Below are 13,294 nucleotides of genomic sequence, written 5' to 3' on the forward strand. Positions count from 1 at the left end.
GGGGAATGGGGATGGGGAGTGGTCCGAATCTCGAAGCAGATGCGCAAAAGGGACCGCGCGACCAACCCTCTCCCAGAGGGAGACGGTGGCGCCGTCAGGCGCCGGGTGAGGGGACGTCTATTTCCGGATCGTACGGTGCGCTGCGCGAGCTTCGCACGCCGCCATTCTTCGCGACGGTCACGCCCCTCACCCGCCCGCTGACGCGGGCATCCTCTCCCGGAGGGAGAGGGTCATTTTCCCGGCGCAATCTCCCACCCGCGCGGATCCGCCCATGCTTGACCTGACCTTGCTGTTCCACGGCTTCGCGACCGTCCTGTCCGGGCCGAACCTGCTCGCCATCGTGCTCGGCACGATCGGCGGCATCATCGTCGGCGCGCTGCCGGGGCTGACCGCCACCATGGCGATCGCGCTGCTCATTCCCTTCACCTTCTCGATGGGGCCGACGACCGGCATCTGCATGCTGCTGGCGGTCTATACCGCCGGCATCTATGGCGGCGGCATCGCCTCCATCCTGATCCGCACGCCCGGCACGCCGGCGGCCGTCGTCACCGTGCTCGATGGCTATCCCATGGCGCAGAAAGGCCTGGCCGGCCAGGCGCTGGGGCTCGCCACCGTCGGCTCCGGTATAGGCGGGCTGTTCTCGGCCATTTGCCTCGCCTTGTTCGCGCCGATCCTGGCGACCTTCGCGCTGCGCTTCAGCGCGCCGGAATATTGCGCCCTGGCCATTCTCGGCCTCGCCGTCACGGTCACCATGACCGGCCGCTCGCCGCTGAAGGGGGCCGTCTCCGCGACTGGCGGCCTGCTCATCGCCATGGTCGGGCTCGACCCGATCGGCGGTTTCCCACGTTTCACCTTCGGCTCCACCGAACTGGTCGGCGGCATCAGCTTCGTGCCCATGCTGATCGGCCTGTTCTCGCTGTCGGAAGCCTTCCGCCAGGTCGAAATTATCGGCAAGGCCGAGCAGGTGACGGCGAAGATCGGCCGGGTGGTGCCGCGCATCGCCGAGATCGTCGTGCACAAATGGGTGCTGCTGCGCGCCTGCCTGATCGGCATGACGGTCGGCGTCATGCCCTCCATGGGGCCGGAAACCGCGGCCTTCATGTCCTATTCCGAAACCAAGCGCACCGCCGAGAATCCGGAGGACTTCGGCAAGGGCGAGCCGGCCGGCGTGGTCGCGGCGCAGACCGCCGAGAACGCCTCGACCGGCGGCGACGTGCTGCCGATGATCACGCTCGGCGTGCCGGGCGACGCCGCCACCGCCGTGCTGATGGGCGCGCTGACCATTCACAGTCTCGAGCCCGGGCCGCTCCTGTTCCGCGACCATCCCGACGTGGTGCACCAGATCTTTGCCGGCATGATCGTGGCCAACCTGTCCTTCCTGTTCATCGGCCTCCTGGGGGCGCGCTATTTCGCCAAGGTGCTGAATGTCGACCGGCGCCTGCTGGTGCCCGCCATTTTTCTGTTCAGCCTGATCGGCGCCTATGCGTTGAACAACAATCCGTCGGATGTCTGGGTCTGCCTGCTGTTCGGCTTTCTCGGCTATCTCATGCAGCGCTACGACTTCCCGGTCTCGCCCATGGTGCTGGCGCAGATCCTCGGCGCCATGGCGGAATCCAACTTCCGCCGTTCGCTCGCCATGAGCCAAGGCGATCTGATGATCTTCGTCAGCCGGCCGATCGCCGCCTGCATCCTGATCCTGGCGGTGCTCGCCGCCGTCAGCGCGGTGCGCCGGTCGCTGGCGCTGTCGCGCCAGGTCGCCACGGCCGATGCCGGCGCAGAGGCGAAGTGATGCTCCCCGACACCGGTTCGAAACGGGTCATTGCCGTCGGCATCGCGGTCATGGACAAGATCTTCGGCATCGAGGCGATGCCGACCGAAGCGACCAAGGTCTTCGCGCGCTCCTATCAGGAGATCGGCGGCGGTCCGGCGGCCACCGGCGCGGTGACCGCCGCCCGTCTCGGCGGCAAGGTCGAACTCTGGGCGCGCGTCGGCGACGACCCGGTCGGCCGGCGCATCGTCGAGGAGATCGGTGAGTGGGGTGTCGAGCCGGTGATCCGCCACGCGCGCCAGGGCCGCTCGGGCGTCTCGTCGATCGCGGTCGACGCCAAGGGCGAGCGACTGATCTTCGCCTTCGCCGACCCGGCGCTCGACACCGATCCGTCCTGGCTGCCGCTGGCGCGGCTCAGGGACGCCGATGCCGTGCTCTCCGACCTGCGCTGGCCGCGCGCCGCCGAACTGGTGCTGAAGGAGGCGCGGCGCCTCGGCGTGCCAAGTGTGCTCGATGCCGACCTGACCACCGACGATATTGCCCGCAGCCTGGTGCCGTTGGCCGACTACGCGGTGTTTTCGGCGCCGGCCCTGCGCCGTCTGACGGCCGAGGCCGATCCGCTCGCCGGCCTGAAGGTCGCGCAGGCGCTGACATCGGGCCATGTCGGCGTGACGCTCGGCGCCGACGGCTATCGCTGGCTCGAGGCAGGCCAGTTCAGGCACGAGCCGGGCTTCCCGATCGAGGCGGTCGATACGCTTGGCGCCGGCGACGTGTTCCATGGCGCCTTTGCGCTGGCCGTCGCCGAGGGCCACGCCGTCGCGCGCGCCGCGCGTTTCGCCAATGCGGCCTCCGCCCTCAAATGCACCCGCAGCGGTGGCCGGGCGGGCATTCCGACCCGCGCCGAGGTTGACCGCATGCTCTTCCAGACCGAGGTTCTCTGATGTTGATATCTGCCGGCAAGCTGCGCGGCCTGAAGCGCCTTTGCGATGCCCGGGGGCGGTTCAAGATGGTGGCGGTCGACCAGCGGCCGCCGCTGTTGAAGGCCATTGGCGAAAAGGCCGGTCGGCCGGCCGTCTATGAGGAGCTGGCGGCCGTCAAGGCGCTGCTCACCCGCCGGTTGCTGGCCGACGGCTCGGCCGTGCTGATCGATCCGGATTACGGCTTCTCGGTCGCCGAGCCGGATATCCGGCCGGACCGCGGCCTGCTGATCACGCTGGAGGATTTCCGCTTCGAGGAGACGCCGGGCGGCCGCAAGACCCGGATCATGGCAGGCTGGTCGGTCGACAAGATCAAGCGGCTCGGCGCCGACGGCGTGAAGCTGCTGCTCTGGTACCGGCCGGATGCCGCCCCCGACGTGATCCGCCACCAGCAGGCCCTGGTGCGCCAGGTCGGCGCCGATTGCGCGCGCTGCGACATTCCGCTGCTGCTGGAACTGCTGGTCTATCCCTTCGCAGGCGCGGCCCACCACACGACCGACTATGTCGAGGACCGCGACAAGCGGCCCGAGCTGGTGCTGCAAAGCGTGCGCGACTTCGCCGACGCCTCGTTCAGCGTCGACATCTACAAGCTCGAGAGCCCGCTGACCGCGGCGAGCCTGCCGGATCCGGCCGCCGACAGCGCCGAGACGCGGGTGGCGCAGGTCTGGTTCGACAAGCTGGGCGCCATCATCGACCGGCCCTGGGTGATGCTCTCGGCCGGTGCCGGCATGGAGGAATTCCGCCGGGTGCTCGGCTTTGCCTATCGCGCCGGTGCCAATGGCTATCTCGCCGGCCGGGCGATCTGGTGGAAGGCCTTCGGCGCCTATCCCGACCTCGCCGCCATGGATGCCGGCCTCACCGGTGAGGCGCGCGGCTACATGGCCGAGATCAACCGGCTGACCGACCAGGCGGCCCGGCCCTGGCACGCCGCGCCGGCGATCGGTGGCAAGCCGGCGCTGGCAGGAGCAGGGCAGGATTTTCCGGCGAGCTATGCTGATTTCGGCGGGTAGAAAACCCTCTCCTACGCCTTCGTGAGACAGGGGGGCCACGGCTGAAGCAATTGCTTCTCCTGACGGCAGCGGCCGGGCGAGGGTGGCTGCGTTGGTGCGATCAGTGCATTCCGGCTCGAGTTGAAGGGCCGGCGCTCGTGGAACCCTTGCCCGACGCCTCATGACATCGCGCGAACGCGAGCTGCGCTCGCACTCGCCATGCGGCGCCACCCTCGATCGTAAGCGGGCGAGGGTTGGTCAGGCTGCGCGCGTGAGCGGCCCGTTGCTCAAATGCGAGACCACGCCCCGAAAAACGCCGTTCGGTCGCCCTTTGGCGCCGATTACGCGCGCCATATCAAGAGCTTACCCGCCACCCCTTCGCCCTCCCGGAACGCGAATTCTCCGCGCCCGCCAACCCACTACCTTGAGCGGGCTCGGACGTTGTCCAGCCCTTCCGAGCGAAACCGGGGCCGGCGCGGCAGATCCCCCCGCGCCGGCCGCCTTCCGACATGCGCCGGCTCCGAGGTCGAAAAATTCATGCTCCGTCCAGGTCTTCTCGTCGTGTTGGCTGGCCCGCTCGCCATGCCGACGACCGCTTCGGCGGAGCCCGCTTTCACCTTGCCGCCGCCGCCCTTCACCTTGCCGTTCCTGCCGTCGCCGCTCGGCGACTGGACCGTGACGATCGGCCTTGGCGCCGAGGCGAAGCCGCGCTTCGACGGCTCCAAGGATTTCCTGCTCAACCCGGTGCCGATCTTCTCGATCCGCCGTGCCGGCACGCCGGAACGGTTCCGCAGCCCGCGTGACGGAATCAGCTTCGCACTCATCGACTTCGGCGGCTTTCGCGCTGGCCCTGTCGGCAAATTCGTGCCCGAGCGCTCGGTCGGCGGCAATGCCGTCCTGCATGGCCTCGACACTGTCAAATGGACCGCCGAGATCGGTGGTTTCGCCGAATATTTCCCGACCGACTGGTTGCGCGGCCGGGTCGAGCTGCGCCGCGGCTTTGGCGGCCATCAGGGCATCGTCGCGGACTTCTCGGCCGACTTGATCGCGCCGTCCTGGTACGGTTTCACGCTGTCGGGCGGTCCGCGCTTCTCGGTCGGCGACGGCAGCGCGCTCAAGCCCTATTTCGGCATCGATGCGGCCCAGGCGCTTGCCTCGGGCCTGCCGGTCCATGACCCCAAGGGCGGGGCGCGCTCGGTCGGTGCGGGCGCGCTGCTGCGCTATCGGATCAATCCGCAATGGACGGTGCATTCCTATGTCGAATATGCGCGGCTGCTCGGCGGCGGCGCGGCGAGCCCGCTGGTCCGGCTGCGTGGCTCGGCCGACCAGGTGACCGTCGGCTTCGGCGCCTCCTATTCCTTCGACATCAGGGTGCGCTGACGCGCGCGGCGCAATCGCCATCAGCCGGTTCGGCTCAGCGGCCCGCCACGTAGGAATAGATCATCTCGGTCAGCTCCGTCTCCAGCTCGCCGCTGTCGAAGGCGGCCGGCCGCGACAGGGTGGCGGCGGCGATGCTGGCGCCGACCACATTGGGGATCAGGAAGGCCGCGGCCTCGCGGCTGAAGCCCGCCCGCAATTCGCTTTCATGCTGGTCGAAGACCTGGCGTGAGGTCGTGTGACGATAGGCATCGGGGTCGATGACCCAGGACCTGGCACCCAGGCGGGGCGCCTCTTCCACCAGAACCCGCTGCAACGCCAGGTTTCGGCCATGGGCTTGGATCACCGTCCGCAGGCCGCGGCCGAGCACGGTGCGCAGGCTCGCGCCGCGCACCGCAGCCAGGGACAGTCCGACCTCGCGTTGCAGCGCCATGTCGTGCCGGTGCGCGACCGCATTCACCAGCGCCTCGCGGTTCGGGAAATACTGGTAGAGCGAACCGACGCTGACGCCCGCCCGGTCGGCGATCCGGGTCGTGGTGGCGGCGGCGTAACCCTCCGCCGCCAGCACCAGCACGGTTGCGTCCAGGATCACGTCGACGGTTGCCCGCGAGCGTGCCTGGCGCGGCGATTTGCGTGCGGAATTCAGCATTGTGACGACACCGGAAATGGCCGCGCCGCAGGCGCGTTTCTGACCCAAGGTAAGGTCAGCATGTCCTTGGCAACGGGGGCGATTTCGTGGCGGCGCCAGCATTGGCCGGGCCGGCGCCGGAGCGGCGTTTCGACGCGGGGTTCAGCCAGCGGCCGCTTCAGGCGATTGCCCATGGTCGAGCGCCGCCAAGGCACACATGCCGAGTGTGATCCATGGACCCGGCCCATGCGGTTGATTGCGTTGGCGCAATGTGGCTGCGGCAGAATTCATATTTGATTTGCAAACGTGAAATACCCACATTGTATCCGTTACCTCCAGCGCAAGATCGGCAAGCCAATGACCACCACCCGCAAGACCTTCATGTGGGACGACGTTCGCCTGGTGAAGGCGATCGCCGACGGTGCCGGACTGCAGTCGGCCGCGGCGGCGCTGGGCGTCAACCACTCCACCGTGTTCCGGCGCCTCGCGGCCATCGAGACGATGCTCGGCACCACCCTGTTCGAGCGGCGCAGGAGCGGCTACGTCCCGACGCCGGCGGGCCAGGAGATGATCGCGCTGGCCGAGCGGATCGACGCCGACCTTACGGCGTCGACGCGCAAGCTCGCCGGCTGGAGCCAGGCGCCCGCCGGCGAACTCAGGGTGACCACCAGCGATGCCCTGCACGCGCGCCTGCTGATGCCGCTGTTCCTGTCGTTCCGCGCCAAATGCCCGGATGTCCAGCTCGACCTCGTGTTGAGCAACCGGACGCTGGACCTGGCCAGGCGCGACGCCGACGTGGCGGTGCAGGCGATCGACGCGCCGCCCCACGACCTGGTCGGCCGGCGCGTCGCCCGGGTCGCCTGGGCCTTGTACGGCCGGATCGCCGATGCCGCGCCGACCTCGGCCAATGACGCGGCGCCGGCGCAGCGGCCCTGGGTGATGTTGTCGGAGGATGGCGGCGCTCCCGCCGCTGTGCGGGCAACGCTGCGCCAGGTTCCCGTCGGGCATGTCGCCTGCACGGTCAACAGCGTGCTGGGCCTGGCCGAGGCGATCGAGGCCGGGCTCGGCATCGGCTACCTGCCCTCCTATGTCGGCGATGCCAGCCCGTTGCTGCGTCGCCTCGCGCCGCCGGTGCCGGACCATGCCGCCGACCTCTGGCTCCTGACCCATCCCGACCTCAGGCAGTCGGCGCGCGTGCGCGTCTTCCTGGATTTCCTGGCCGCGCGCCTTACCCAGCTCCGGCCGCTCATCGAAGGCGGCGAGCCCGGACTGGCCAGGTCCTCGCCGCCGCCCGGGCGGCCGCCGTCGGAGGTGCCGGTCCAGCCGGCGGAAAACGACGATGTACTGGCCCGCAAGGTCGGCTTGCATGGAAACAAATGAAACAGGGTTTCCTCGACGGGCAGAGCGTCTAGCTTCGCCGCCATCCGGCCCGGGCCCTCGGGAGCGACCCGCGCCGGTTCGAAGGAAAATCTGACACCCTGGAAGGACTTCGCCATGGCCGTGAACGCCCGTCCCAATCCCGGCAAGACGCTGCTGGATCCGTCCAACCATGCGCTGATCATGATCGATCACCAGCCTCAGATGGCCTTTGCCACCAAGTCGATCGATGCCGTCCTGCTGCGCAACAATGCCGGCATGGTCGCTGCCGCCGCCGCCGGTTTCGGCGTCCCCACCATTCTGACCACCGTGGCCGAGAAGAGCTTTTCCGGCCCGATCTTCGAGGAGGTCAAGGCACCTTTCCCGGGCGCCGAGATCATCGACCGCAGCACCATGAACACCTGGGAGGACGCCCGGATCTGCGACCGGGTCAATCAGATCGGCCGGCAGCGCCTCGTGCTCGCCGGCCTGTGGACCTCCGTCTGCATCGTCGGACCGGCGCTTTCGGCGCTCGACCAGGGCTTCGAGGTCCATGTGATCGCCGATGCCTGCGGTGACGTTTCCGACGAGGCCCATCGCTGCGCCATGGACCGCATGGTCCAAGCCGGAGCGCGCCCGATGACCGCCCTGCAATATCTGCTCGAGCTGCAGCGGGACTGGGCGCGTGGCGAGACCTATGCGCTCACGACAGGCATCGCGGTCAAGCATGGCGGCGGCTACGGCCTCGGGCTGATCTACGCCAAGGCGATGTTCGGCGCGCATGAGGGTTGAACGGGCGGGGCTTCGCTTGCGAGCCTCGAAGGACGGCCAAGCGCTTCGCCAGGGACCCCGGTCGACAGCGCGGCAATGAGCATGAGGAGCGTCGGATGAAGCTCTATCTCCTGTCCCTCGGGGTCGGCCTCATGGTCGGCGCGATCTATGCGCTGGTCGGCGTGCGTTCGCCGGCGCCGCCGGTCGTCGCGCTGGTCGGCCTGCTTGGTATCCTGATCGGCGAGCAATTGGTCCCCATCGTCCGCAACCTCGTGGCGAGCACGCCCTTGTCGGCCGCCGAGGTGCTGGCCGACTGTAAGCAGCACGTGCTGGGCGAGCTGCCCGGGCGTGCCGCCACCACACGCACCGCAGCCCGGAGCGACCTGTGATGGACCCGATCGATCGCCGTTTCGTCACCGCCGGCTTGGGCGCCTTCGCCGCAGGTCTTGCCAATCGCCCCCGCACTGCCGAGGCTCAAGCCATGGCTCACAGTCCCGATCTGATCCTGTTCAACGGCAAGATCACCACGCTCGACCGGCAGCGGCCCGAGGCGGCGGCGGTCGCCATTCGCGACGGGCGCTTCCTCGCCGTCGGCGACGAGCGCGACATCATCGCGCTTGCCGGGCCGGCCACCCGGCGCATCGACCTGAAGGGCCGGCGCGCGATTCCCGGGCTGATCGACAGCCACATGCACATCATCAGGGGCGGCCTGAACTACAATATGGAGCTGCGCTGGGACGGCGTGCGCTCGCTGGCCGACGCCATGCGCATGCTGAAGGAACAGGTCGATCGCACGCCCGCGCCGCAATGGGTGCGGGTGGTCGGCGGCTTCACCGCTCATCAATTCGCCGAGAAACGCCTGCCGACGATCGAAGAGATCAATGCGGCGGCGCCCGACACGCCGGTCTTCATCCTGCATCTCTACGACCGGGCGCTGCTGAACGGCGCGGCGCTGCGGGCGGTCGGTTATACCAGGGACACGCCCGACTTTCCGGCCGGCGAGATCGTGCGCGACGCCCGGGGTGAACCGACGGGCCTGCTGATCGCCAGGCCGAACGCCACCATCCTCTACGCGACGCTTGCCAAGGGGCCGAAGCTGCCGGCCGAATACAAGAAGAACTCGACGCGCCATTTCATGCGCGAGGTCAACCGGCTCGGCGTCACCAGCGTGATCGACGCGGGCGGCGGCTTCCAGAACTATCCCGACGACTACCGGATCATCGAGGAGCTGCATACCGAAGGGCAGCTGACGGTGCGCATCGCCTATAACCTTTTCACCCAGAAGCCGAAGGAGGAGCTCGCCGACTTCCAGGCCTGGGCGAGGCAGGTCACGCCGGGGCAGGGCGACGACACCTATCGCCACAACGGCGCCGGCGAGATGCTGGTCTACAGCGCCGCCGATTTCGAGGACTTCCAGGTCGAGCGTCCCGAATTGCCGCCGGGCATGGAAGGCGAGCTAGAGCCGGTGGTGCGGCTGCTGGCCGAGAACCGCTGGCCCTGGCGGCTGCACGCCACCTATAACGAGACCATCACCCGCGCGCTCGACGTGTTCGAGAAGGTCGACCGGGATGTGTCGTTGAAGGGCATCAACTGGCTGTTCGACCACGCCGAGACCATTGACGACCGCAATATCGAGCGCATCGCCAGGCTCGGCGGCGGCATCGCCGTGCAGCACCGCATGGCCTATCAGGGCGAATATTTCGTCGAGCGCTATGGCCATCGCGCGGCCGAGCGCACGCCGCCGATCCGCCGCATGCTCGACATGGGCGTCCAGGTCGGGGCCGGCACCGACGCCACCCGTGTCGCTTCCTACAACCCCTGGGTCTCGCTGTCCTGGCTGGTCACCGGCCGGACGCTCGGCGGGCTTTCGCTCTATCCCGCCGCGAACCTGATCGACCGCGAGACGGCGCTCCGGCTGTGGACCGAGTCCAACACCTGGTTCTCCACCGAGACCGGCAAGAAGGGCCAGATCAGGCCGGGCCAGCTCGCCGACCTGGTGGTGCTCTCCGACGACTATTTCGCGGTGCCCGGCGAGGCCATCCAGGACATCACCTCGGTGCTCACCTTGCTCGGCGGGGCGCCGGTCCATGGCGACGGCGACTACAAGGACCTGGCGCCAGCCCTGCCGCCGGCCATGCCGGACTGGTCGCCAGTCGGCCGCTTCGGCGGTTACCAGAAGCGCGCCGGGCGCGAAACCGGCACCGGCCATGCCTTCGCGGCCGCGGCCTGCGGCTGCGCCAGCCAATGCGGCGTGCATGGTCATGCCCACGCCCAGTCCTGGGCGGCCGATGTCCCGGTGTCGGACGAGCGCTCCTTCTGGGGTGCGCTCGGCTGCTCCTGCTGGGCGTTCTAGGGGGAGCGGCGAATGAGCCAGACCATGAGAGACGACAGCGGCGTTCCCGTACCGATCCGTTGGCTGCTGGCATTGCCGGGGCTCGCCATCCTGGCGCGGCTGGCGGTGGTCTCGCCCTTCCTGATCAGCGGCATCGTGAAGCTGACCGATTTCTCCGGCGCCACCGCCGAGGTCGTCGGCCTCGTCGGCGGCGGCATCGGGGCGGGGCGGGCGGCGCTGCTGGCGGTCGCCGTCATCCTGGCCCAGCTCGGCGGCTCGCTCTTGTTCCTGACACGGCGCTATTGCTGGCTCGGCGCCGGCATTCTGGCCGGGTTCACCGTCGTCGCGACCTTGCTGGCGCATGCGTTCTGGACCTTCGAGGGACCTGAGCGCGGCCATCAGATGGCGACCTTCCTCGGTAATCTTGCTATCGTCGGCGGCCTCGCGATGGTGACCCTGTTCGTCAACGGTCGAAGGGTAGCATGACGCATGATCACGACGCCCCGGCCACCGCGCCGCCGCAGCCTGCACCCGGCGGCTTCGCGCCGCTGCGCCACCAGGTTTTCCTGGTGTTGTGGGTCGCCACGGTGCTCGGCAATACCGGCGTGTTCATCCGCGACGTCGCCAGCGCCTGGATCGTCGCCGAGCTGACCAATGCGCCGGCGGCGGTCGCCCTGGTCCAGGCGGCCGGCTTCCTGCCGATCTTCTTCCTGGCCATTCCCGCCGGGGTGCTCTCCGACATTGTCGACCGGCGAAAGCTCTTGATCGGCATCCAGGTGTTTCTCGCTGGCGTCAGCTTCTGCCTTATGCTGCTGGCCGCGACCGGCACCATCACCGTGACCGGCATCGTCGCACTGACCTTTCTCGGCGGCGTCGGCGCGGCGCTGATGAGCCCGACCTGGCAATCGATCGTGCCCGAGCTCGTGCCCAGGGCCGAGCTGAAGAATGCCGTGGCGCTGAATTCGCTCGGTTTCAACATTGCCCGCGCCATCGGCCCGGCGCTGGGCGGCGTCATGCTGGCGGCGTTCGGCGCCACCGTCACCTATGGCACCGATGTCGTCAGCTACCTCGTCGTCATCGCCGCGCTCGTCTGGTGGCGGCGCGCGCCGGAGGCCGACACCGCGTTGGCGGAACGTTTCGCCGGTGCTTTCCGCGCCGGCCTGCGTTATGCCCGCGCCAGCCGCGAACTGCATGTGGTGCTGCTGCGCGCGGCGCTGTTCTTCGCTTTCGCCAGCAACATCTGGGCGCTGCTGCCGCTGGTCGCGCGCAACCTGCTGGGCGGTGGCGCCGGCTTTTACGGCCTGTTGCTCGGCGCGGTCGGCGCCGGCGCGGTCGTCGGCGCGGTCCTGCTGCCGCGGGCGCGCCAGCGCTTCTCGTCCGACGGCCTGATGCTTGGCGCCGCCCTCATCGCCGCGGTGGTCATGGCCGGCCTGTCCGTCGGGCCGCCGCGCTGGCTCGCCGTGCTGCTGTTGCTGGCGCTCGGCGCCGGCTGGATCGCGGCGCTGACCACCCTCAACGGCGTCGCCCAGGCGATCCTGCCCAACTGGGTGCGCGGACGGGGCCTTGCCATCTACCTCACCGTGTTCAACGGCGCGATGGCGGCAGGAAGCCTCGCCTGGGGCGCGGTGGCCCATTGGGTCGGCGTGCCGGCGGCGCTGCAGCTCGGTGGTGCCGGGCTGGTGCTGGTCGGCCTGGTCGCCGGACGCATCCGGCTGCCGGCCGGCGAGGCGGACCTCACGCCCTCCAACCATTGGCCCGAGCCGCTGCTGGCGGAGGCGGTGGAGAACGACCGCGGGCCGGTGAAGATCGTCATCGAATATCGCGTGCCATTGGCCGAGCGTGCGGCCTTCCTCGGCACGCTCTACCGGTTTTCCGAGCAGCGGCGGCGCGACGGCGCCTATGCCTGGTGGGTGGCCGAGGATGCCGCCGATCCCGAACGCATCGTCGAGTGGTTCATGGTCGAATCCTGGGCCGAGCACCTGCGCCAGCATCGCCGGGTGTCCAGGGCCGACGCCACTCTGCAGGCGGAGCTGGACCGATACCGGCCCGAACCCGCCCATGCCGGCGCCGAACACTTCCTGGTGCTCGATCCGCCGCCGGCCGGCGCTCACGGCCGGCCGTCATAAGAAGACCAGCCGCAGCCCGGATCATCCCCGGCCATGCGGTTCGCGCCTGCCTTCGCCAGCTTGCCGGATCGGCGGCGAGGCTCGCCTCCCTGTTGTTCTTTCAACCCCCTGGAGACCGATCATGGCCACCTTCACCACCAAGGACGGCACGACCATTTTCTACAAGGACTGGGGCAAGGGGCAGCCGGTGGTCTTCTCCCATGGCTGGCCGCTCTCGGCCGATGCCTGGGACGGCCAGATGGTCTTTCTCGGCCAGCAGGGCCACCGGGTGATCGCCCATGACCGGCGTGGCCATGGCCGCTCGTCCCAGCCCTGGGACGGCAATGACATGGATACCTATGCCGACGATCTGGCCGGCCTGATCGAGGCCCTCGACCTGAAGGACGCGGTGCTGGTCGGCCATTCGACCGGTGGCGGCGAGGTGGCGCGCTATATGGGGCGGCACGGCACGCGCCGGGTCGCCAAGGCGGTGCTGGTCGGTGCGGTGCCGCCGATCATGCTGAAGACCGAGGCCAATCCGGAAGGCCTGCCGATCGCCGTGTTCGACGGCATTCGCAAGGCTACCTTTGACGACCGCTCGCAGTTCTTCAAGGACCTGAGCATGGCCTTTTACGGGTTCAACCGGCCCGGCGCCAAGGTTTCGGAAGGTGCCCGCGACGCCTTCTGGCTGCAGGGCATGAGCGGTGGCATCAAGGGCTTGCTCGATTGCATCAAGCAGTTCTCCGAGACCGATTTCACCGAGGACCTGAAGAAGATCGACGTGCCCGCATTGGTCATCCATGGCGATGACGACCAGATCGTGCCGATCGACGCGTCCTCCCGCAAGACCGCCAGGCTGGTGCCGAAGGCGACGCTGAAGGTCTATCCGGGCGGCTCGCACGGATTGACGCTGACCCAGCAGGATCAGTTCAACGCCGATCTCCTGGCCTTCATCCGGGGCTGAGGCGGGCCGCCGGCGCTGTCCGGGACG

Annotated in this window: 12 protein-coding genes; 11 read left to right on the plus strand and 1 reads right to left on the minus strand. The window is 68.9% G+C overall.

Translation table 11 applies throughout. The features are described 5' to 3' along the window. Positions 1–271: 271 nt before the first annotated feature. From AC07WJ_RS36205 to AC07WJ_RS36220, 4 genes are all read left to right on the plus strand, one after another. Entirely contained in the window at positions 272–1,789 is a 1,518-nt protein-coding gene (locus AC07WJ_RS36205; protein ID WP_494939596.1) for a tripartite tricarboxylate transporter permease, read from the plus strand. Beyond that, positions 1,789–2,709 carry a PfkB family carbohydrate kinase gene (locus AC07WJ_RS36210; protein WP_494939597.1) on the plus strand — a complete coding sequence of 307 codons (921 nt, stop codon included), beginning with the start codon at positions 1,789–1,791 and terminating at the stop codon, positions 2,707–2,709. The genes AC07WJ_RS36205 and AC07WJ_RS36210 overlap by 1 nt, the downstream gene beginning before the upstream one ends. Then, on the plus strand, positions 2,709–3,755 hold the full coding sequence (locus AC07WJ_RS36215) for a tagatose 1,6-diphosphate aldolase (protein ID WP_494939598.1): 1,047 nt from the start codon (positions 2,709–2,711) through the stop codon (positions 3,753–3,755). The genes AC07WJ_RS36210 and AC07WJ_RS36215 overlap by 1 nt, the downstream gene beginning before the upstream one ends. A 516-nt stretch (positions 3,756–4,271) precedes the next feature. After that, positions 4,272–5,114 carry a MipA/OmpV family protein gene (locus AC07WJ_RS36220; protein WP_494939599.1) on the plus strand — a complete coding sequence of 281 codons (843 nt, stop codon included), beginning with the start codon at positions 4,272–4,274 and terminating at the stop codon, positions 5,112–5,114. A 34-nt stretch (positions 5,115–5,148) separates the two neighbouring features. Here the strand turns inward: AC07WJ_RS36220 and AC07WJ_RS36225 are convergent, their stop codons facing one another. Further along, on the minus strand, positions 5,149–5,760 hold the full coding sequence (locus tag AC07WJ_RS36225; protein ID WP_494939600.1) for a TetR/AcrR family transcriptional regulator: 612 nt from the start codon (positions 5,758–5,760) through the stop codon (positions 5,149–5,151). A 336-nt stretch (positions 5,761–6,096) separates the two neighbouring features. Here AC07WJ_RS36225 and AC07WJ_RS36230 point away from each other — a divergent pair, with 336 nt between their 5' ends. The 7 genes from AC07WJ_RS36230 (at position 6,097) to AC07WJ_RS36260 (ending at position 13,267) form a co-directional block, all read left to right on the plus strand. Continuing rightward, positions 6,097–7,119 carry a LysR family transcriptional regulator gene (locus AC07WJ_RS36230; protein WP_494939601.1) on the plus strand — a complete coding sequence of 341 codons (1,023 nt, stop codon included), beginning with the start codon at positions 6,097–6,099 and terminating at the stop codon, positions 7,117–7,119. A 120-nt stretch (positions 7,120–7,239) separates the two neighbouring features. Further along, positions 7,240–7,887 carry a hydrolase gene (locus AC07WJ_RS36235; RefSeq protein ID WP_494939630.1) on the plus strand — a complete coding sequence of 216 codons (648 nt, stop codon included), beginning with the start codon at positions 7,240–7,242 and terminating at the stop codon, positions 7,885–7,887. A gap of 95 nt (positions 7,888–7,982) precedes the next feature. Further along, a complete protein-coding gene (locus AC07WJ_RS36240; protein WP_494939602.1) occupies positions 7,983–8,255 on the plus strand; it encodes a XapX domain-containing protein in 273 nt (90 codons plus the stop codon). Next, positions 8,255–10,219, plus strand: coding sequence for an amidohydrolase (locus AC07WJ_RS36245; protein WP_494939603.1), 1,965 nt, complete (start codon positions 8,255–8,257; stop codon positions 10,217–10,219). The genes AC07WJ_RS36240 and AC07WJ_RS36245 overlap by 1 nt, the downstream gene beginning before the upstream one ends. Before the next feature lie 12 nt (positions 10,220–10,231). Then, entirely contained in the window at positions 10,232–10,684 is a 453-nt protein-coding gene (locus AC07WJ_RS36250; RefSeq protein ID WP_494939604.1) for a DoxX family protein, read from the plus strand. Then, positions 10,681–12,324 (plus strand): MFS transporter, encoded by a 1,644-nt coding sequence (locus AC07WJ_RS36255; protein WP_494939605.1) that lies wholly within the window; start codon positions 10,681–10,683, stop codon positions 12,322–12,324. The genes AC07WJ_RS36250 and AC07WJ_RS36255 overlap by 4 nt, the downstream gene beginning before the upstream one ends. Before the next feature lie 121 nt (positions 12,325–12,445). After that, positions 12,446–13,267, plus strand: coding sequence for an alpha/beta fold hydrolase (locus AC07WJ_RS36260; protein ID WP_494939606.1), 822 nt, complete (start codon positions 12,446–12,448; stop codon positions 13,265–13,267). Positions 13,268–13,294: the final 27 nt, after the last annotated feature.

The sequence above is a fragment of the Phreatobacter sp. GW821-FHT04C01 genome (assembly GCF_059420385.1).